The organism is Streptomyces sp. CB02980, from assembly GCF_014451325.2.
Lineage (GTDB): Bacteria > Actinomycetota > Actinomycetes > Streptomycetales > Streptomycetaceae > Streptomyces.
The window spans coordinates 180,197-201,731 of sequence record NZ_JACSCH020000011.1 but is presented as its reverse complement, the minus strand read 5'-3'; the positions used below and the strand labels follow the sequence as shown (position 1 = coordinate 201,731).

The following is a 21,535-nucleotide window of genomic DNA, read 5'->3' as shown; positions in this document are numbered from 1 at the left end:
CCGACCTGGGCACACGGCCCGACACGCGCGGAAGGCCCGTCCGGCCTCGTGGCCCGACGCGCGGAGCCCCGCCGGGACACCTCTGCCGACATGCGGAAGCCCCGTCCCGGCGCGTGGTCGGGGCGGGGCTTCCGCAGTCGTCCGTGGTCGTCCGTGGTCGTCGTGACCGGACGTCCTCCGGCGGACCTAGCGCTCGATCTCCTCGAACGCCGCGTCCCACTGGTCGAGGACGTGCGGCAGCGCCAGGTGCGCGACGTGCTCGCGGCCCGCCCTGCCGTACCGCAGGCGCATCGCGTCGTCGTCCATCAGCTCGCCGAGCGCGGCGGCGAGACCCGGCACGTCGGCCGGCGGCACCAGGGTGCCGGAGACACCGTCCGCGACGAGCTCCCGGACACCGCCGGAGACGTCGAAGCTGACGCACGGCACACCGCAGGCGGCGGCCTCGGCCAGCGCCATCGGGCGGCCCTCGCGCTCACTGCTGATCGCGACGACGGACAGCTCGCGGTAGGCGGCGGCCATGTCCTGCGCCGTGCCCCGGAAGACGACCTGCTCCGCCACGCCGAGGTCCTCGGCGCGCATCCGGAGCTCGCCCTCCAGCGGGCCCTCGCCGAAGAGGTGCAGCTCCCAGCCGTCGCGGCCCTTGTGGGCCTGGGCGAAGGCCTCGATCATCCGGTCGTACCGCTTGATCGGGTCGAGCCGGCCGACCGCGCCGATCTTGCGGGTGTCGAGCGGCGCCAGCTCGTCCGGGAAGAACGGCAGCGGATTCGGCATGACCCGCACGTTCGGCACGCGCTGGTTGACGAACTCGACCGCGTCGCCCTCGGAGAGCACCAGGGTCTGCTCGAGCGCCGGGTAGTGACGCCGGATCAAGCCCAGGTTGGCGCTCCGCTTCGCCTGCGCGAAGGACTCGTGGTACTGCCCGATGCCCTTGAGGTGACGCCACTTCAGCGGCATGACCCAGTCCACCGCCCACGGCGAGCCGAAGACGATGTAGCCGTCCTCGACCTCCGCGAGCTTGCGCTCGAACTCCGCCCGCGCGTTGTCGCGGTCGGAGAGGGCCCGGCGCGCTTCGGCGCGCCGCGCCAGGCTGATCCGGTCGCCGACCGTACGCACGGGCGGCTTGGGCTCGGAGGGGGCCGGGTAGAGCGTCGAGTGCCGGTACGCGCGCGTGGCGTTGTACGGGAACGGCTCCGGGCTCGGCCGGATGCCGATCAGCTCGACCCGGTGACCGCGCTCCCCCATGCCCTGGGCGAGGGTGTGCAGCACCCGCTGGGAGCCACCCATCGAGTCGACGTCGATGCCGACGAAGAACACGTTGCGGACAGGGGAGGCCTCAGTCATGGGTGCCGCCTTCGAAAAAAGCATCGACCACCATCTTGCTGGCGTGGCCGGTCTCGTACGAGCAGAACATTTCCTGGAAGCGCGCGTACCGCTGGGCGTGGCGCTCCTGGGTGCCCTCGAGGTCCCGCACGGCGGCGGCGAGGTCCTCGGTGGTCGTCACCATCGGCCCGGGCGCGATGTCCTCGAGGTCGTAGTACGTGCCGCGGTCGCCGCCCCGGTACGCCTCGTAGTCGTCCGTGTAGAGGAATATCGGACGACCGGTGTTGGCGTAGTCGAACATCAGCGACGAGTAGTCCGTGAGGACCGCGTCCGAGGCCAGCATCACATCGTTGATGTCGGCGAACGAGGAGCCGTCGCGCAGGAAGTGACCGAGCTCCGGAGCGATCTTGAACCGGTCGTACGGGTGGGTCCGCACGACGATGATCCACTCGTCGGACAGGTGCGGGGCCAGCGCCTCGAAGTCCACCCGCACCGACTGTCCGGTGCGGCGGGCCGCGTCGCGGAAGGTCGGCGCGTAGAGCAGCACCTTCTTGTCGGCCGGGATGTTCAGGGCCTCACGGACGGAGGCGGCCCTGGCCTGCTGCTCGGGCTCGGCCCAGCGCACCAGCACGTCGTTGCGCGGGTAGCCGGAGCGGATCAGGTCGGCGGACACCTCGAAGGCCGGCACGAAGGTCTTCTCGAACTCGGCGCTCGGGCAGACGAGCGCGTCCCAGCGGCCCACGGCCGCGCGGAAGCGCCCCTTCTCGATCTCCGACGCACCCCGCAGCGAGGGCACGTCGAAGCCCATCGCCTTGAACGTCTGACCGTGCCAGGTCTGCAGGTACCGGGTGCCCTTGGGCTTCGGGTACAGGTACGGCAGGTTGTGCGAGTCGACCCAGTAGGTGGCGCGGGCCAGCGCCCGCCCGTACGCGAAGCTGCCGCGCCGGACGAGGGTGACGTCCTTCGGGAAGGACGAGCGGTCGCCGGAGTACGCCCAGATCACGTCGATCGGGAGGTTCCGGCGCTTGAGCTCCTCGTAGATGTAGCGCGGGCTGTCCGCGTAGCCGCGGCCCTCCATCGCCTCGAACACGGCGAGGCTGCGCTTGCGCGGGAGCTTGGACACGGCGTCGTAGGCGGTGGCCTTGCCCTCGTTGCCGACGAGGATCTTCCTGACCTTGCCGACCTTGCCCTTGGCCTTGCGGGCGTAGGGGCCGAGCGGTTCGAGGGACTTCAGGACGCCGGACCGCTGCCAGGTCACCTCAAGACGACCGGCACCCTTCTGCTCCGCCTTGATGCGGAGGTGGTGGATGCCGAACTTGTTGTAGGTGACGGTGGCGCGGAAGTCCGGCTGGTCGTGCTCGGCCAGCAGGACGTCCGTACGGCGGGCTCCGTCGCGCTCCAGCGCGACCACCGGGTGGCGGCGGGTCGCCACGCCGGCGCGGCCGACGGGCACCTTGCGGAAGTCGATCTCGGCCTTGGAGACGTACTGTCCGTCGCCCTCCGGGCGCAGGGTCAGCGGCACCGTGAGCGGCGTCTTGTGCGCGGCCAGCTTCACCGAGGCCTGGGTGCCCTCGCCGATCAGACCCACCGGGTCGTACGTGCGGATCTCCAGGTGCAGGACCGGGCCCAGCATCGTCACGGAGGTCAGCTCGTGCCGGATGCGGCCGGTGGCGAGCGTCTGCTCGCGCATGTGCCACTCGCTGATGTCCAGCGCGTCACGGCTCGCGTCGTCGGCGGGGGCGACGGCGCCCCAGTAGGCGGTCTCGCCCTCCTCCGTCACGAAGCGCGGCGCGAGCTGCGGCCGGCCCAGCTGGCGGGCGGCGACCTTGAGGTCCTCCAGCCGGCCGGTGCGGAGCAGGTGGATGCAGATGCGCTCTTCGCGGGAGAGCCGGGCGTAGGTCTCGTCGGAGATCTCGTCCAGGTACGGGTTCACCACGTCGGCGAACTCGGCGACCCATTCGAGGTCGCGGAACGGCAGGTCGCCCAGGTAGAGACGGAAGTCGTGGCGGAGGAACTTGTAGTCCTTCTCCGCACGCAACTCGGCGCGGCCGTTCTCCTCGAACCAGGTGTCGATGAGCCGGGCCACACCGATGCGGTCCGCGACGTTCTGGATCTTGTGACGGCTGGAGGAGATGGAGACGCTCTCCGGGGCGAGACGCCAGGTGTAGACCGACCACGGGACGACGGCGAAGGTCTCCGCGAGCGAGAAGGCCTGCGCGGAGAACAGCTGGTCCTCGTAGTGGATGCCCTCGGGGAAGGTGAGCGCGTTGTCCCGGATGAAGGAGGTCCGGTAGAGCTTGTTCGTCGACAGGTGGTCGAAGAAGTACTCGGGGCGCTCGGCGATGCCGTTCACGACCCGCTTCTCGGTGAAGAGGTGCGGGTACCAGAAGCCGGTGGTGTTCGACTCCTCGAAGAGGCGGGTCACCTCACCGGTGACGAAGTCGACCCCGGTCTCCTCGGCGACGAGCAGCAGGCTCTTGCAGGCATGGCGGGGCAGCTCGTCGTCGCTGTCCAGGAACATGACGTACGGGGCGCGCGCGACCGCGATGCCGCGGTTGCGGGGCGCGCTGCAGCCGCCACTGTTCTGCTCCAGGCGCACGTAGCGCACGCGCGGGTCGGATGCCTCCAGGGCGCGCGCCACGCGCTCGGTGTCATCGGTCGAACAGTCGTCGGCGATGATCACTTCGAGGTTGTTCAGGGTCTGGTCGAGAAGTGACCGAACCGCTCGCGGGAGCCGTTCCTCATCGTTGTAGACGATGACGACGACGCTCACATCAGGGACGTCGCTAGTCGGCATCCAAGTCCTCTCACAAGTGCGGGCGGCAACATCTGGCGTGTCTCGGCCAGGCGCGGCGCTGCCTGCGCCATGGTCAATGGCGCACTACTGCCTTCAGGGGTGAAGGGTGTCGTCCCGCTTGTTCGACGAGCGCCACCCGGCGACCGGAAAGATTACCCGGCAGGAGGAATTGTTCCATACCTGATCTCCCAGACCTTCGGTGATTTTCACCGCATCGCAAACAACCTCTTGAAGCGGCCGGACATGACCTGCCGAGCGCCCACCGCGCCGCCCGCGAACCGCAGGACGAGGCCCCGGCGCGCCGAGGCCACCACCTGGACGAGCAGCACCCGGCCCAGTCGGCCGAGGACCATGCCACGCCGGCCCGCGAACCCCTGCGGGGCCCTGACCTCGGCGTTCGTCGTCGATCCGTCGGCGTACCGCAGCTCGGCGTGGAGCGACCAGGCGGCGAGGCGGCCCGCGCGGAGCAGCTTCGCGGTGGGGAGTGTCACGGTGGCGGTCCAGCCCCCGTCCGTCGGGAGCAGCGGTGCCTCGGCCGGCAGCTCGGCCGCGGAGACCCGCTCGGTGAACACCACGCGAACGGCGGTGGGGGCCAGCGCGCCGACCCGGCCGTACAGGTCGTGGACGGTCACGGTCAGCCGCGTCGACGCTCCGACGGTCACGGAACCGTCGACCGCCACGGGAAGCGCGGCGGGCGCCAGCTCCGCGAGACCCTCCAGGGGTACGTCGGCGGGCGCGGCGGCCAGGACGGGGGCGCCGTCCTCGGCACGCGGGTACGGCGGGACCAGCCGGGGCCGGGGCGCGGCCAGTTCGACGAACCGGGTCAGCTCCCGGCCCTCGGGTACGGCGCCGAGCGCGGTGAGCGCGGCGTGCAGCCAGCGGGACGGGGCCTGGGCGCCGGCGACCGCGGCGGGCTCGAAGCCGGCCAGATGGGCGCGGGTCACCGTCCACCAGTCGGCCCGGTAGGCGGCGGTCCGCTGCGGAAGCTCGCGCAGATACATGGGGAGGTCGTAGTCGAGGAACTTCGTCTGCGCGGAACGGGCGAGCGCGGGTCGCCCCGCCGCGCGGAACACATCGAGGACGGCGGCGTGCGCGGCGATCCGGTGCTCCCAGTTCGCCAGGGAGGCGCGGCGCAGCGAGATCGACAGGGTCGCGGCCTGGCGCCGGACGTGCCACACGTACACGGGCACGTCGGTGACGGCGAGCCGGGGGGCGGCGGCCTGGACGCGGGCGCTGAAGACGAAGTCCTCGTAGTGGAAGGCGCCGTCGGGGAAGCGGATGGCGTGCCGGTCGAGGAAGTCGCGGCGGTAGAGCTTGTTCACGGAGAGGGTGTCGAGGACGAACTCGGGGTTCTCCTCGACGCCGTCGAGGACGGTGCCGGGGAGCGTGGCGCCCTGGGACACGTCGTACAGCGAGGGGGCCCAGACGGTCTCCCGCCCCTCGGGGAGCTCGCGGCGCACGCAGATCCCGGCGACCACGTCGGCGTCCTGCTCGGCGGCGACGGCGAGCAGCCCGTCGACGGCGCCGGGCAGCAGCAGGTCGTCGCTGTCGAGGAAGAGGACGTACGGGTGGACGGCGGCGCCGATGCCGTCGTTGCGGGGGGTGCCGCAGCCGCCGCTGTTCTCGGTCCGGATCAGCGGCCTGACCCGCGGGTCGTCGGCGAACCGGGCGAGCACGTCGGGTGTGGTGTCCCCGGAGGCGTCGTCGACGACGACGACCTCACCGACCGCCTCGCCCTGGGCGAGAGCGGAGCGGATGGCGTCGGCGACGTGCGCGGCGTCGTTGTACGCGATGACGACGACACTGACGCGCGCGGGGTCCTGCGGCCGGGGGATCTCACTCACCCGTGAATCCTACGTGGCTCCCGTACGGCCCCCGGAGGACGAGGGCCTGAACGAAGCCCGACCGGGCCCCGAGGGGCCTCACCGGCATCGGGCGGTGCGCCGGACTCCGTCCGGCGACCGGCGCACCGCCCGGTCCCGCTAGAACGGGTCGAACTCGTCGAACTCGCGCTGCGGGTCGCTGCGCTCCGCGTCGCGGTCCCGACGGCGCTGGGCCGCCGGACGCGGGGCTTCGAGGCGGTGGTCCTCGCCGCGGCGGCCGAGCATCTCGGCGCCGGCCATCATCGAGGGCTCCCAGTCGAAGACGACCGCGTTCTCCAGGGAGCCGATCGCGACGCCGTCGCCCGCGCGGGCACCGGCCTTCATCAGCCTGTCCTCGACACCGAGGCGGTTGAGGCGGTCGGCCAGGTAGCCGACGGCCTCGTCGTTGTTGAAGTCGGTCTGGCGGACCCAGCGCTCCGGCTTCTCGCCGCGCACCCGGTACACGTCCTCGGCCTCGTCGTACACGATGGTGAAGCCCGCGTCGTCGACGGCCTTCGGGCGGATGACGACACGGGTCGCCTCCTCCTTCGGCTTGGCCGCGCGCGCCTCGCCGACGATGCCGGCGAGCGCGAAGGAGAGCTCCTTGAGGCCCAGACGGGCGACGGCGGAGACCTCGAACACCTGGTAGCCGCGCTCCTCCAGGTCCGGGCGGATCATGTCCGCGAGGTCCTGGCCGTCCGGGATGTCGATCTTGTTGAGGACGACGATGCGGGGCCGGTCGTCGAGGCCGCCGTACTGCCGCAGCTCCTCCTCGATGACGTCGAGGTCGGAGACCGGGTCGCGGTCGGACTCCAGCGTCGCGGTGTCCAGGACGTGCACGAGGACCGAGCAGCGCTCGACGTGGCGGAGGAACTCCAGGCCCAGGCCGCGGCCCTGGCTGGCGCCCGGGATCAGGCCCGGGACGTCGGCGATCGTGTAAACGGTCGAGCCGGCCGTGACGACGCCCAGGTTCGGGACGAGCGTGGTGAAGGGGTAGTCCGCGATCTTCGGCTTGGCGGCCGAGAGGACCGAGATGAGCGAGGACTTGCCGGCGCTCGGGTAGCCGACGAGCGCCACGTCGGCGACGGTCTTCAGCTCCAGGACGATGTCCCGCGCCTCGCCGGGCTCCCCGAGGAGCGCGAAGCCGGGGGCCTTGCGGCGCGCGGAGGACAGCGCGGCGTTGCCGAGGCCGCCGCGGCCGCCCTGGCCCGCGACGAAGACGGTGCCCTGGCCGACGAGGTCGGCGAGGACGTTGCCGTCCTTGTCGAGGACGACGGTGCCGTCGGGCACGGTCAGGACGAGGTCCTGGCCGTCCTTGCCGGAGCGGTTGTCGCCGGCGCCGGGCTGGCCGTTGGTGGCCTTGCGGTGCGGCGAGTGGTGGTAGTCGAGGAGCGTGGTGACCGACTGGTCGACGACCAGGGTCACATCGCCGCCGCGGCCGCCGTTTCCGCCGTCGGGGCCGCCGAGCGGCGTGAACTTCTCCCGGTGAACGGAGGCGCAGCCGTGGCCTCCGTTACCCGCGGCGACATGCAGCTCGACGCGGTCCACGAAGGTGGTCATGGGTGTGCCTCCATCTGAATACGTGCGGAATGTCTATCTAGTAACACGCGAAAGGCGGACCCGCTTCCCGACCGGGAAGTGAGGTCCGCCTCCGCAAAATGAACCGATCAGGCGACCGGAACGATGTTCACGACCTTGCGGCCACGGTGGGTGCCGAACTGCACCGAACCGGCCTGCAGGGCGAACAGCGTGTCGTCGCCGCCACGGCCGACGCCGGAGCCCGGGTGGAAGTGGGTGCCACGCTGGCGGATCAGGATCTCACCCGCGTTGACGACCTGACCGCCGAAGCGCTTCACGCCGAGCCGCTGGGCATTGGAGTCGCGCCCGTTCCGGGTGGACGATGCGCCCTTCTTGTGTGCCATGTCTCAGTCCCTCTTACTTCGCAGCCGCGGGGATACCGGTGACCTTGATCGCCGTGTACTGCTGGCGGTGACCCTGGCGACGGCGGTAGCCGGTCTTGTTCTTGTAGCGCAGGATGTCGATCTTGGCGCCCTTGTGGTGGTCCACGACCTCGGCCGTGACCTTGATGCCGGCCAGGACCCACGGGTCGCTGGTCACGGCGTCGCCGTCGACAACGAGCAGGGTCGAGAGCTCGACCGTGTCGCCAACCTTGGCAGTGGAAATCTTGTCAACCTCAACGATGTCGCCGACAGCAACCTTGTGCTGGCGACCACCGCTGCGCACGATGGCGTACACGCGGATCTCTCTCTCACTCGGGATCGAAACCTCTGAAGCCAGCCACTCACACGGACCCGAGGGTCCGCGGCGTTCCGGGAATCGGACGAGCGGCCTCTCCCGACGAGCGGGAGGGAAGTTGCTCAGAGGCGCGACGCGTCGATAGACACGCCGACGGTCTAGGTTACGGGCGGCTGCCTCGGAGGGTCAAATTCGCCCGTTCGGTGCGGGCCGCCCCCGGTCAGGGGGCGGCCCGCACCCACCGGTCAGTCCTGGGCCGGGGCGGCGGTCTTCTCCGCCGCCTTCTTGGCCGGGGCCTTCTTGGTGGTGGTCTTCTTCGCCGCGGTCTTCTTGGTCGCCGCCGTCTTCTTGGTGGCGGCCTTCTTGGCCGTGGTCTTCTTCGCCGCGGTCTTCCGCGCCGCCGTCTTCTTGACGGGGGCGGGCTCGGCCTCGGCGGCCTCCGGAGCCGTCTCGGCGGCCTCGGCCGGGGCCGTGGTCACCACGACGACGGCCGCGTCCTCGGCGCCCGAGGGCGAACCGGCGGGAGCGGTGGCCTTACGGACCACCCGGCGGCGGGCGCGCGGCGGGGCGGCCACGGGGGCCTCCTCGGCAACGGGCTCGGCGACCGGCGCCACGACGGGCTCCGGCTCCGGGGCGGTCTCGACGACCGGCTCGACGACGGTCGGCGCGGCGGCCGGCTCCGTGGTCGAGACGACCGGGGAGGTCGCCCGGCGGGTGGCACGGCGACGGCCGCGCGGGGCCGGGGCGGCGGTCTCCTCGACCACCGGCTCGGCGACCGGCTCGACGACGGCCTCGGCGACCGGCGCCACGACGGGCTCCGGCTCGACGACCGGCTCCGGCGCCGCCACGGGCTCCGGCTTCGGCTCGGCCTTCGGCTTCGCCTCGAACTCGACGGCCTCGGTCTCCACGACCGACCGCGGGGCGGCCGGCGCGGACACCCGGCGGGTCGCGCGACGACGGCCACGACCGCGCGTCGCGGCGGCCTCCGCCTCGGCGATGGAGCCGTACAGCTCCTCGTCCGCGGCGATCGGCTCGGGCAGGGCCACCGGGGCGGCCAGCTCGGCGGCGACCTCGGCCTCGGTCTCGGCCTCGGTGGTCTCGCCGTCCGTCTCGGTGGGCTCGGTGACCTCGGCGTGCTCGTGCTCGTGGACGTGCTCGGCGCCGCCGCGGCCACGCTTCTTCGAGCGCTTGCCGCCGCCACCGCCACCGGCGGTGCTCGGCTGCTCCATGTGCACGATGACACCGCGGCCGTTGCAGTGGACGCAGGTCTCGGAGAAGGACTCCAGGAGGCCCTGGCCGACCCGCTTGCGGGTCATCTGCACCAGGCCGAGCGAGGTGACCTCGGCCACCTGGTGCTTGGTCCGGTCCCGGCCCAGGCACTCCAGGAGGCGGCGCAGCACCAGGTCGCGGTTGGACTCCAGGACCATGTCGATGAAGTCGATGACGACGATGCCGCCGAGGTCGCGCAGCCGGAGCTGGCGCACGATCTCCTCGGCCGCTTCGAGGTTGTTCCTCGTCACGGTCTCTTCGAGGTTGCCGCCCTGGCCGGTGAACTTGCCGGTGTTGACGTCGACGACGATCATCGCCTCGGTCTTGTCGATCACCAGCGAGCCGCCGCTGGGCAGCCAGACCTTGCGGTCGAGCGCCTTCATGAGCTGCTCGTCGATCCGGTACGTCGCGAAGACGTCGACCTCGCTCGTCCACTTGGACAGGCGGTCGGTCAGGTCCGGGGCGACGTGGTGCACGTAGCCGTGGATGGTCTCCCACGCCTCGTCACCGCTGACGATGACCTTGGAGAAGTCCTCGTTGAAGATGTCGCGGACGACCCGGACGGTCATGTCCGGCTCGCCGTAGAGCAGCGTCGGGGCGTTGCCGCTCTTCGCCTTCTTCTGGATGTCCTCCCACTGCGCCTGCAGTCGCTCGACGTCGCGGCGCAGCTCGTCCTCGCTCGCGCCCTCGGCGGCGGTGCGCACGATGACGCCCGCGTCCTCGGGGACGATCTTCTTGAGGATGGTCTTGAGGCGGGCGCGCTCGGTGTCCGGGAGCTTGCGGCTGATGCCGGTCATCGAGCCCTCGGGGACGTACACGAGGTAGCGGCCGGGCAGCGAGACCTGGCTGGTCAGACGGGCACCCTTGTGGCCGATCGGGTCCTTCGTCACCTGGACGAGGACCGACTGGCCGGACTTGAGGGCGGTCTCGATGCGGCGCGGGCCGTGGCCCATGCCGAGCGCCTCGAAGTTGACCTCACCGGCGTACAGGACCGCGTTGCGGCCCTTGCCGATGTCGACGAAGGCGGCCTCCATGGACGGCAGGACGTTCTGGACCTTGCCCAGGTAGACGTTGCCGACGTACGAGGTGGCCTGCTCCTTGTTGACGTAGTGCTCGACGAGCACGTTGTCCTCGAGGACGCCGATCTGGGTGCGCTCGCCGCTCTGGCGGACGACCATGACGCGCTCGACGGCCTCGCGGCGGGCCAGGAACTCGGCCTCGGTGATGATCGGGACGCGGCGACGGCCCTGCTCACGGCCCTCGCGGCGGCGCTGCTTCTTGGCCTCCAGGCGGGTCGAGCCCTTGATGGACTGGACCTCGTCGGCGCCGGTGCCGGGCTCGGCCTTCTCACGGGCCGGGCGGGGCTCGCGGACCTTGACGACCGTACGGACGCCCTCCTCGTCGGTGCCCTCGACGTCGGCGGAGGCGTCCCCACTGCGACGGCGGCGACGACGACGGCGACGGGAGCTGCTGGAGCCGCCGGCGAAGGCCTCGGCCTCGTCGTGCTCCTCCTCGCCGTCCTCGGACTCCTCGGTCTCGTCGGACTCGTCGGAGCGCGGCTCCTCGCCCTCCTCGGACTCCTCGATCTCGGTGAGCTCACCGCGACGACGGCGACGGCCGCCACGGCGGCGACGACGGGACGGGCGGTCCTCGTAGTCGTCGGCCTCCTCGGCTTCCTCGGCCTCCTCGACCTCGTCGGCGACGGCCTCGACCTCGGGCTCGTCGGCGACGGTGGCCGGGACGGGCTCGACGGCGACGGGCTCGCCACGGCGGCGACGGCGACGGCGGGAGCCCTCGGGGCGCTCGGCGGGCTCGGGGGTCTCCTCGACCTCGGCCTCGACCTCGGCCTCGACGAGCTCGATCTCCTCGACCGTCTCGTCGTCCTCCGGCTCCTCCGGGGCGGCGGCAGCGGCCGCGGCGGCGGTCTCCGGGGTCTGGAACATCGGCTCGGTGAAGACCGGCGCCTGGAAGACGGCGACGGAGGGGCGCGCGGCACGGCGCGACTCGCGGGTCGGGGCGGGCTCGGAGGTGAACTGCGGGGAGGTCGCGCGGCGGCGGCCGCGGCCACGGGTGGCGGCGGTCTCGGCGGCGGCGACCTCGGCCTCGTCGGCGGCGATCTGCGCGACGGCGGCCGTCGGCAGCGACTCACCGGTGGCGGCGGCCTCGATGGTGGCGGCGGCCTCGGTGGTGGCGGCGGCCTCGGTGGTGGCGGCGGCCTCGGTGGTCACCTCGGGCGAGGTGACCTTGCGGGTGGCGCGGCGGCGGGTACGCGGGGCGGGCTCGGCCTCGGCCGGAGCGGCAGCGACGGCCGGAGCGGCAGCGACCACCGGTTCAGCGGCCGGAGCGGAAGCGGCCACGGCCTCCGCGGTCTCGGTCTCGGAGGCGACGACCCCCGCGCCGGCCGGGGCGGTGGCCTTACGGGTGGCGCGGCGGCGGGCGCGGGCCGGCGCGGCGGCCTCGGGGGCCTCCTCGGCGACCGGCTCGGCCGGCGTGACCGCGGCGGTCTCTTCGGGGGCCTCGGCGGCGACCGGGGAGGTCACCGGCGAGGTGGCCTTACGGGTGGCGCGGCGGCGCGTGCGGGCCGGGGCGGCCTCGGGGGCCTCCTCGACGGCCTCGGGGGCGAGGGCCTCGGCGGCGGGGGTCTCCACGACCGGCTCCGGGGTCTCCACGGCGGGTGCGGCGGTCTCCGCGGCCGGTGCGGTGGCCTTGCGGGTGGCCCTGCGGCGGGCACGCGGCGCGGGTGCGGCCTCGGTCTCGGCCGGGGCGGCCTCCACGGCCGCGGTCTCGGCGGCCGGCGTGGCCGCTGTGGTCTCGGCGGTCGCGCCCGTCACCGGCGGACCGGCGGGGCGGGAAGCGGCGCGGCGCCTGCGGCGCGGCGGCAGCTTGTCACCGGGGGCGTTGGTGTCTTCGTTGGACTCGAGCATGCGGGGTTCTCCCGTCACGCTCCCGGGCGCCGCGTCTTGGTCCGGTCCGGTGGCACGGTCGCGCCTGGGGCGCGGTGCCGCCGTCCGGGGCGCGGGCGCCGCACGGGAGCTCTATGTCTGGCTCGCCGGTTCCGTACGCCCTGTGCGTACGGCCTGGCGAAAGTCTCCTGGTCTGTGCGCTGCCCGACCCAGGTGGCTCCCGAGTACCAGGGCTGCGCTACGACGACCGCTCCCTACGCGATGCCGGCACCCGGCGCCGTCGCAGAGGCGGTCGCGGCGGCCGTGGTAGATGCGGCCTTGACTGCCTCGCGGTCGGGCGCGAGCGGGTCGGTCACCGTGCCGGACTCCTCGTCGAAGAGCCCCTGCGCCAGCCTGGTCACCGCAGCGGGGACCGGCGGCGCCAGGTCGGCCACAGCTCGGAGACCGGACAGGACGTCGTCGGGTCGTACGGCAGGTGTCACGTGCCGAACAACCAGCCGCAGTATCGCACAGGCGCTGTCCAGCGGCCTATCACCCTGGGGATCGCCCTGGGGAGCGGCTACCGTCAGCTCGCTGACCGCGGAGCGTGCGTCGAAGGTGCGGACGCCGTTCTTGGTCTTGCGCTGTACTTCCACGGTCTCGGCCGCGAGAAACGCCTCGGCGGCCTTCTCCACGTCCTCGACGGTGACGCCTTCGAGGCGCAGCTCCCAGATGGATGCGGTGAGCCGGTCGGCGAGGCCCGAGGTGCGGGCCTCGACGGCGTCGGTGATGTCGAGGCCGGCCGGGAGGGAGTCGTCGAGCAGGACCCGCAGGGTCTCCGGGTCGCGTGCCTCGGTGAGGGCGATCTCCAGGTATTCGGCCTCGGAGCCCGTGCCCGTGGGGGCGGCGTTGGCGTACGACACCTTGGGGTGCGGGGTGAAGCCGGCCGAGTACGCCATGGGCACCTCGGCACGGCGCAGCGCACGCTCGAAAGCGCGCTGGAAGTCACGGTGGCTGGTGAACCGGAGGCGGCCGCGCTTGGTGTAGCGCAGTCGGATGCGCTGCACCGCCGGTGCGGGCGGCGGGCCTTCGGGCTGTCGCTTGCCCAGTGGTTCTTCTCCTCGGTGCGGGGCGGCGCGGGTGGCGCCGTCCACGAGATGTACGGGTTGCCTCGGGGGTCCCGCCCGGTTCACCCCCGCTTTCGCGGGGAGATCTCGGGGGCGGGCACCGCGCCGGGGACGTTCGTTGTACTACCCAGAGTACGCGCCCGGGCCGCCTCCGGTTCCCCGGGCCGGGTCACCGCAGTCCGCCGAAGAGAGCGACCCGCACCTCCCGGGCGGCGGTGCGGACGGCCCGCGCGGCGGCGGCGACGGGCGCCCACACCCAGGCCCGCAGCCAGTGGCCCACGGGGGTGAGGACCACCCGGTACACCCAGGCCAGGGGCCGGCCGATCACGTTCCACAGGACCCAGCCGATCGCCCGGCCGACGGCCCGCAGGATCAGGCCGGCGATCCGCCACGCCCAGGCGAGTACGGCGCCTGCCGCCCGGCCGACGGGCGCGAGCACGTACCGCCAGAGCCAGGTCAGCGGAGTGACGATCAGCAGGTCGACGACCCACCACAGGGCCTTGAGGACGGGGAGGAGGACCCAGCGCCAGAGCCATTCCAGGGGAGTGACGATCAGCAGGTCGATCAGCCACCAGAGGGCCCGGCCGACCGGAACGAGCACCCACTCCCACAGGAATCGCAGCGGTACCACGATCAGGTAGTGGATCAGCCATCCGAGGGCCCGGCCGATCGGGGCGAGGATCCAGCGCCACAGCTGCTTCAGGCAGAAGGCGAAGGCGTCCCAGATCAGCCGGATGGGCAGGACGATCACCAGGGCGACGGCGCGCGCCACCCCGGTCAGACAGCCCGGGTTTTCCGTGTTCATGCCCAGAACGACGTACCGGCCCGGCGAAGGGTTTCCCCTTCGCCGGGCCGTCACGCAAGCGTTACCGCTCGACCACCGTCCACAGACAAGGGCGCCCGGACCGTGTGGTCCGGGCGCCTCTCGTTCAGGTGGGAGCGGCTACTTCACGACCGACAGCGGCAGCAGCTTCTTGCCGGTGGGGCCGATCTGGATGTGGGTGTCCATCTGCGGGCAGACGCCGCAGTCGAAGCACGGCGTCCAGCGGCAGTCCTCGACCTCGGTCTCGTCGAGCGAGTCCTGCCAGTCCTCCCAGAGCCAGTCCTTGTCGAGACCGGAGTCCAGGTGGTCCCAGGGCAGGACCTCCTCGTAGGTGCGCTCGCGGGTCGTGTACCAGGCGACGTCGACGCCCACCTCCGGCAGCGTCTTCTCGGCGCAGGCCATCCAGCGGTCGTACGAGAAGTGCTCGCGCCAGCCGTCGAAGCGGCCGCCGTCCTCGTACACCGCGCGGATGACCGCGCCGATGCGACGGTCGCCGCGGGAGAGGAGGCCCTCGACGATGCCCGGCTTGCCGTCGTGGTAGCGGAAGCCGATCGAGCGGCCGTACTTCTTGTCGCCGCGGATCTTGTCGCGGAGCTTGCGCAGCCGCTCGTCCGTCTCCTCGGCCGACAGCTGCGGGGCCCACTGGAACGGGGTGTGCGGCTTGGGGACGAAACCGCCGATGGAGACGGTGCAGCGGATGTCGTTCTGGCCGGAGACCTTGCGGCCCTCGGCGATCACGTTCATCGCCATGTCGGCGATCTGGAGGACGTCCTCGTCGGTCTCCGTCGGCAGGCCGCACATGAAGTACAGCTTCACCTGGCGCCAGCCGTTGCCGTACGCGGTGGAGACGGTCCGGATGAGGTCCTCCTCCGAGACCATCTTGTTGATGACCTTGCGCATGCGCTCGGAGCCGCCCTCGGGGGCGAAGGTGAGGCCGGAGCGGCGCCCGTTCCTGGTCAGCTCGTTGGCCAGGTCCACGTTGAAGGCGTCGACACGGGTGGAGGGGAGGGACAGGCCCACCTTGTCCTCCGTGTACCGGTCGGCGAGGCCCTTGGCGATCTCACCGATCTCGGAGTGGTCCGCGGAGGACAGCGAGAGGAGGCCGACCTCCTCGAAGCCCGTCGCCTTGAGACCCTTCTCGACCATCTCGCCGATGCCGGTGATGCTTCGCTCCCGCACGGGGCGCGTGATCATGCCGGCCTGGCAGAAGCGGCAGCCGCGGGTGCAGCCGCGGAAGATCTCGACGGACATGCGCTCGTGGACGGTCTCCGCGAGCGGCACGAGGGGCTGCTTGGGGTACGGCCACTCGTCGAGGTCCATGACGGTGTGCTTGGAGACGCGCCACGGCACACCGGACCTGTTGGGCACGACACGGCCGATGCGGCCGTCCGGCAGGTACTCCACGTCGTAGAACCGCGGGATGTACACCGAGCCGGTCTTCGCGAGGCGGAAGAGGACCTCCTCGCGGCCGCCCGGCCGGCCCTCGGCCTTCCAGGCGCGGATGATCTCGGTCATGTCGAGGACGGCCTGCTCGCCGTCGCCGATGATCGCCGCGTCGATGAAGTCCGCGATCGGCTCGGGGTTGAAGGCCGCGTGGCCGCCCGCGAGCACGATCGGGTGGTCGACGGTCCGGTCCTTCGCCTCCAGCGGGATGCCGGCCAGGTCGAGGGCGGTGAGCATGTTCGTGTAGCCGAGCTCGGTGGAGAAGCTCAGGCCGAAGACGTCGAACGCGCCGACGGGGCGGTGGCTGTCGACCGTGAACTGCGGAACCTTGTGCTCCCGCATCAGCTCTTCGAGGTCCGGCCAGACGCTGTAGGTGCGCTCGGCGAGGACGCCCTCGCGCTCGTTGAGCACCTCGTACAGGATCATGACGCCCTGGTTGGGCAGACCGACCTCGTACGCGTCCGGGTACATCAGCGCCCAGCGGACATCGGCGGACTCCCACGGCTTGACCGTGGAGTTCAGCTCTCCACCGACGTACTGAATCGGCTTCTGCACGTGCGGGAGCAGAGCTTCGAGCTGCGGGAAGACAGACTCGGCAGCAGACATCTCGAACCTTCGTGAGCTGGCAGGGGGGCGACTCTCAAGCGTACCCCGGTGCTCAGTGGGTCAGGGACGCCGTGAGTTCCGGGGCCGAGGCCCTGGCCCACACCTCGGGGAGCGCCCGCTCGGCGGCCGCCGCGGCCGCTTCCTCGTGTCCGTACAGAAGCCCCCAGGTGAAGGCCGATTCGCCGGCCCCGTGGGCCACGATCGCGAGCTCGCGCAGGGCGCCCCGGGCGACGACGGCGTCCTGGTGCTCGCCGAGCAGGCTCTGGACGGCCTTCACGCGTTTCGCCAGCCGCTTCGCGGGCTTCCCGAGCGTGGGGCGGGCGGCCTCGGCCGCGTAGCGCGCGCGTTTGGCGGCCTTGCGGGCCTCGTGGAGGGCGAGGTCGCGTTCGTGCTGGGGTTCGAGGGAGTGGGCGTGGCCGATCCGGCCGGCGAGGCGGTCGTGGTCCTTGCGGACGGCGCGGGCGAGGACCGTCCGGGCGTCGCCGGCGGCGTCCTTGAGCAGCGGCGGGTCGGCGAGGAGCGCGTCGAGGGCTCCGAGAAGGGCGAGGTAGCGGGTGGAGTCGAGGGCGGCGAGGGCCTGGCGGCGGGCGGTCCTGCCGTGGGCGGCGTCACGGCGGCGCAGCCGGGCCTTGACCGGGCCGAGGACCAGGGTGCGGGGCAGCTCGTCGAGGCGGGCGCGCAGCCGTTCGTCGAGGACCTCCTGGTCGCGGGCGACGCCGAGCTCTCCGGCGAGCCATTTCAGTTCCTCGCCGATCGGGTCGGTGACCTCCCGGTCGAGGACCTTCCTGTACGTCTTGAAGGCGCTGCGCAGTCGGCGGCAGGCGACGCGCAGCTGGTGGACGGCGTCGGGCAGTTCGCGCCGTACGGCGGGGTCGTACGCGACGATCGCCTCGACCTGTTCCCGTGCGTAGGCGAGGACGGCGGCTCCTGCCGTGCCGGGCGCACCGGGTGGCTCCGGCGTGGCCGCGGGCGCCTCGGGCTCCACGCCCGTCTCGGCGAGCGCGCGCGACAGTTTCGACGGGGAGTCCGAGGGCCGGATGCCGGCCTTCCTGAGGCGTTTCTCGACGGCGTCGAGGACGGCGGGGTCGGTGTCGTCGGCGAGTTCGACCTCGATCTCGGTCCAGGCGGCCTCTCCCCCGCTCGTGAGGCCCTCGGCATGGACGGTGTCCACGGAGAGTTCGGCGAGGAGGGTGCCGTCGCCGTCGCGGAGGTGGCGGACGTCACGGGAGGAGCGGAGGCGGACGACGGGGACGACCTCGGCGTCCCGGACGCGGGACCGCAGGAGCCCCGCAAGGGACCGCGGGAGCGTGTCCGAGAGCGGGGCTCTGATCTCGTCGCGGATACCGGAGGCGACGGGGAACTTCAGGTGCCAGCCGGCGTCAGCGCCGCCGGTGCGGCGGCGCAGGGTGAGCGCGTCGGCGGCGAGCCGCAGGTCGGGTGTGTCGTAGTAGACGGCGTCGAGTTCGGTGACGCCCTCGTCGGTGACCGAGGCCACCCCGGCCGCCCGGGTCAGGTCCGGGAGGCCGGTCCGGGGGGTGGCTTCGTACTTCCGCTCGATCTCTCGCTTCGTCTCCGCCATGAATCGAATCTAGACGGGAAGTGAACTCCGCGGGAGTACGCCCATCAGCCTGTCCGGAAATCCCCTGGGGGATCCGCCGGACACCCCTAGGGGTGTCTTGCCGATCAGGCCGTCATGGGCCGCTGGACCCTGATCGACTGGAGCAGTCCGATCGCCACCCACACCGCGAACATCGACGAGCCGCCGTACGAGACGAACGGCAGCGGCAGTCCGGCGACCGGCATGATGCCGAGCGTCATGCCGATGTTCTCGAAGGACTGGAAGGCGAACCAGGCGATGATCCCGGCCGCGACGACCGTGCCGTAGAGCTCGGTGGTCTCGCGGGCGATCCGGCAGGCCCGCCAGAGGACGACGCCGAGGAGCAGCAGGATCAGGCCGGCGCCGACGAAGCCGAGTTCCTCCCCGGCCACCGTGAAGACGAAGTCGGTCTGCTGCTCGGGCACGAACTGGCCGGTGGTCTGGGAGCCCTTGAAGAGCCCGGAGCCGAGGAGGCCGCCGGAGCCGATCGCGATCCGGGCCTGGTTGGTGTTGTAGCCGACGCCGGCCGGGTCGAGGTCGGGGTTGGCGAAGGCCGCGAAGCGGTTGATCTGGTACTCGTCGAGCATGCCGAGCGCGGTGACGAGTACCGCGCCTCCGACGCCGGCGCCGATCAGTCCGAGGACCCAGCGGTTGGAGGCGCCGGAGGCGAGCAGCACGCCGAGCACGATGACCGCCATGACCATGACCGAGCCGAGGTCCGGCATCAGCATGACGATGCCCATGGGGAGCGCGGCCAGGGTGAGGGCCTTGGCGACGGTGCGGTGGTCGGGGTGGATCTGGTCGCCTGCGTCGACCTTCGCGGCCAGCAGCATCGCCATCACCAGGATGATCGTGATCTTCACGAACTCACTGGGCTGGAGCGAGAAGCCGCCGCCGACGACGATCCACGCGTGGGCGCCGTTGATGGTGGCGCCGAGCGGGGTGAGGACGGCGAGGATCAGCACGATCGAGAGGCCGTAGAGGACCGGGACCGCGCCGCGCAGGGTGCGGTGGCCGAGCCAGATCGTGCCGATCATCAGGGCGACGCCGATGCCGGTGTTGAGCAGGTGCCGGAAGAGGAAGTAGTACGGGTCGCCGTTGTTGAGCTCGGTGCGGCCGCGGGTGGCGGACCAGACGAGCAGCGCCCCGAGCAGGGAGAGCGCGAGCGCGGAGAGCAGTATCGGCCAGTCGAGCCGGCGGACCACCGAGTCGCGGGCGGCCAGCTTGGCGAGCGTGCCGCGCTCGGGGGCGTACCGGGAGATGGAGAAGCCGTGGGGTGCGGTCATCGGTTCAGTCCCTCCGCCAGGCGGCGGGCGGGCCCGCGAGTTCCTGCTGGTCGGGCTTGTCGGGGTCGGCCTGGCCCGGGTCGGTCGGGTCGGGCTGCCGGGTGCCGTCCGGCGTGTTCAGGGGCGCGTCGGGGTCGACCTTCCCGATCTCCGGGTCGTACGGCTTGATCTTCGGGGCGTCGATGGAGCCGTCGGCCTCGATCTTCGGGAGGGCCTTCTGCGGCTGCGGCAGCAGGGCCCTCTTGAGGTCCTGGTTGCCGGCGTCGTCGAGTCCGTAGAGCGCGTCGTAGATGTTGCGGACGGCGGGGCCGGAGGCGCCGGAGCCCGTACCACCCTGGGCGATCGTCATGATGATCGCGTAGTCCTTGGTGTACGTGGCGAACCAGGAGGTCGTCTGCTTGCCGTAGACCTCGGCGGTACCCGTCTTGGCGTGCATCGGGATCTTGTCCTGCGGCCAGCCGCCGAATCGCCAGGCGGCCGTACCGCGGGTGGCGACTCCCGCGAGGGCTTCCTCTATCAACGCCTGCGTCTTGGCGTCCATGGGGAGCCTGCCGTGGGACTTGGGCTTGATCTCGGTGACCTTCTTGCCGTCGGGGCTGACGATCGCCTTGCCGACGGTGGGGTTCCAGAGGGTGCCGCCGTTGGCGATCGCGGCGTAGATGGTGGCCATCTGGATGGGGGTGACGAGGGTGTCGCCCTGGCCGATGGAGTAGTTGACGGAGTCACCGGCGCGCATGAGGTTGCCTTCGAGGCAGTTCTCGTAGGAGAGCTGCTGCACGTAGGTGCCACCGCGCTTGCCGATCTTGCACCAGTAGTCCTTGTTGGCCGTCCAGAAGTCCTGCTTCCACTTCCGGTCGGGGACGCGGCCGGTGACCTCGTTGGGGAGGTCGATGCCGGTCTCGGCGCCGAGGCCGAACTGATGGGCCGTCTTGTAGAACCAGTCCTTGGCGTCCTTCTTCGGCTTCATCCCGCCGTCGTTCAGCCACTGCTGGTGGGAGAGGGCGTAGAAGACGGTGTCGCAGGAGACTTCGAGGGCCTGGCCGAGGGTGATGGAGCCGTGGCCCTGGGACTCGAAGTTCTTGAAGACCTGGCCGCCGATGGAGTACGAGGACGGGCACGGGTAGCGGCCGTTGAAGTCGTATCCGGCGTTGACGGCGGCGGTGGTCGGGACGACCTTGAAGATCGAGCCGGGGGCGGCCTGGCCCTGGATGGCCCGGTTGAGGAGCGGGAAGTTGGAGTTCTTGCCGGTGAGCGCCGCGTAGTCCTTGGCGGAGATGCCGCCGACCCAGGCGTTGGGGTCGTAGTCGGGCTGGGAGGCCATGGCGACGATCCGGCCGGTCTTGTTCTCCATGACCACGACGGCGCCGGAGTCGGCCTTGTAGTTCTCGCTGGTGTTCTTGTCGTGCACCTTGCGGGCCTCGACCATCGCGTTGTGCAGCTCCCACTCGGCGACCGCCTGCACGCGGGCGTCGATGGAGGTGACGACGTTGGAGCCGGGGACCGCGGGGTCGTTCTTGGCCTGGCCGATGACCCGGCCGAGGTTGTCGACCTCGTAGCGGGTGACGCCGGCCTTGCCGCGCAGTTCCTTGTCGTACGTGCGCTCCAGGCCGGAGCGGCCGATCTGGTCGGAGCGGAGGAACGGCGAGTCCGTGTCCTTGGCCTTCTCGATCTCCGTGTCGGTGACGGGCGAGAGGTAGCCGAGGACCTGCGAGGTACGGGACTTGCCGGGCGCCGGGTAGCGGCGTACGGCGGTGGGTTCGGCGGTGATGCCGGGGAAGTCCTCGGCGCGCTCGCGGATCTGGAGGGCCTGCTGGGTGGTGGCCTCGTCCGTGACCGGGATCGGCTGGTAGGGCGAACCGTTCCAGCAGGGCTTCGGGGTCTTGGAGTCGCAGAGCCGGATCTTGTTGACGACGTCGTCGGCCTTCATGTCGAGGACGTCGGCGAGCCGGGTCAGGACCGCCTTGCCGCGGTCCTTCATCTTCATCATCTCGGTGCGGGACGCGGAGACCACGAGCCGGGTCTCGTTGTCGGCCAGCGGGACGCCGCGGGCGTCGAGGACGGAGCCGCGCACGGCGGGCTGCACGACCTGCTGGACGTGGTTGTTCTTCGCCTCGTCCGTGTACTCCTTGCCGTTGCGGATCTGGAGGTACCAGAGCCGGCCCCCCAGGGTCAGCAGCAGCGAGAAGACGAGGATCTGGATGACGACGAGCCGGATCTGGACCCGAGGGGTCCGCCCTGTCTCGGGGATGTTGCTCATACGGCCGGGG

General features: G+C 71.6%; 13 protein-coding genes. All 13 read right to left on the bottom strand.

The window, feature by feature from the left end; all coding sequences use genetic code 11:
- Nucleotides 1-186: 186 nt before the first annotated feature.
- On the bottom strand, nt 187-1,341 hold the full coding sequence (locus E0F75_RS23435; RefSeq protein WP_187624522.1) for a glycosyltransferase: 1,155 nt from the start codon (nt 1,339-1,341) through the stop codon (nt 187-189).
- Nucleotides 1,334-4,117 (bottom strand): CDP-glycerol glycerophosphotransferase family protein, encoded by a 2,784-nt coding sequence (locus E0F75_RS23430; RefSeq protein ID WP_187624521.1) that lies wholly within the window; start codon nt 4,115-4,117, stop codon nt 1,334-1,336. The genes E0F75_RS23435 and E0F75_RS23430 overlap by 8 nt, the downstream gene beginning before the upstream one ends.
- A 206-nt stretch (nt 4,118-4,323) precedes the next feature.
- Nucleotides 4,324-5,961, bottom strand: coding sequence for a glycosyltransferase (locus E0F75_RS23425; protein WP_229312801.1), 1,638 nt, complete (start codon nt 5,959-5,961; stop codon nt 4,324-4,326).
- A gap of 138 nt (nt 5,962-6,099) precedes the next feature.
- Nucleotides 6,100-7,539: a GTPase ObgE gene (gene obgE, locus E0F75_RS23420; RefSeq protein ID WP_187624520.1), complete on the bottom strand. Its 1,440-nt coding sequence runs from the start codon at nt 7,537-7,539 to the stop codon at nt 6,100-6,102.
- Between the two features lie 107 nt (nt 7,540-7,646).
- The gene (rpmA, locus tag E0F75_RS23415; protein ID WP_030317577.1) at nt 7,647-7,901 is read right to left on the bottom strand and encodes a 50S ribosomal protein L27; all 255 of its coding nucleotides are present in this window, start codon (nt 7,899-7,901) and stop codon (nt 7,647-7,649) included.
- Nucleotides 7,902-7,914: 13 nt separating this feature from the next.
- Complete coding sequence (gene rplU / locus E0F75_RS23410) at nt 7,915-8,235, bottom strand: 50S ribosomal protein L21 (protein WP_015033583.1); 321 nt, start codon at nt 8,233-8,235, stop codon at nt 7,915-7,917.
- A gap of 245 nt (nt 8,236-8,480) precedes the next feature.
- Nucleotides 8,481-12,428: an Rne/Rng family ribonuclease gene (locus E0F75_RS23405; RefSeq protein ID WP_187624519.1), complete on the bottom strand. Its 3,948-nt coding sequence runs from the start codon at nt 12,426-12,428 to the stop codon at nt 8,481-8,483.
- A gap of 233 nt (nt 12,429-12,661) precedes the next feature.
- On the bottom strand, nt 12,662-13,453 hold the full coding sequence (locus E0F75_RS23400) for a TIGR03936 family radical SAM-associated protein (RefSeq protein WP_187624636.1): 792 nt from the start codon (nt 13,451-13,453) through the stop codon (nt 12,662-12,664).
- A gap of 229 nt (nt 13,454-13,682) precedes the next feature.
- Nucleotides 13,683-14,318 carry a hypothetical protein gene (locus tag E0F75_RS23395; protein WP_187624518.1) on the bottom strand — a complete coding sequence of 212 codons (636 nt, stop codon included), beginning with the start codon at nt 14,316-14,318 and terminating at the stop codon, nt 13,683-13,685.
- Between the two features lie 138 nt (nt 14,319-14,456).
- Nucleotides 14,457-16,385 (bottom strand): TIGR03960 family B12-binding radical SAM protein, encoded by a 1,929-nt coding sequence (locus tag E0F75_RS23390; RefSeq protein WP_187624517.1) that lies wholly within the window; start codon nt 16,383-16,385, stop codon nt 14,457-14,459.
- A gap of 52 nt (nt 16,386-16,437) precedes the next feature.
- Complete coding sequence (locus E0F75_RS23385) at nt 16,438-17,964, bottom strand: CYTH and CHAD domain-containing protein (RefSeq protein ID WP_187624516.1); 1,527 nt, start codon at nt 17,962-17,964, stop codon at nt 16,438-16,440.
- Nucleotides 17,965-18,068: 104 nt separating this feature from the next.
- Complete coding sequence (gene rodA, locus E0F75_RS23380; protein WP_187624515.1) at nt 18,069-19,268, bottom strand: rod shape-determining protein RodA; 1,200 nt, start codon at nt 19,266-19,268, stop codon at nt 18,069-18,071.
- Between the two features lie 4 nt (nt 19,269-19,272).
- Nucleotides 19,273-21,525 (bottom strand): penicillin-binding protein 2, encoded by a 2,253-nt coding sequence (mrdA, locus tag E0F75_RS23375; RefSeq protein WP_187624514.1) that lies wholly within the window; start codon nt 21,523-21,525, stop codon nt 19,273-19,275.
- Nucleotides 21,526-21,535 lie beyond the last annotated feature (10 nt).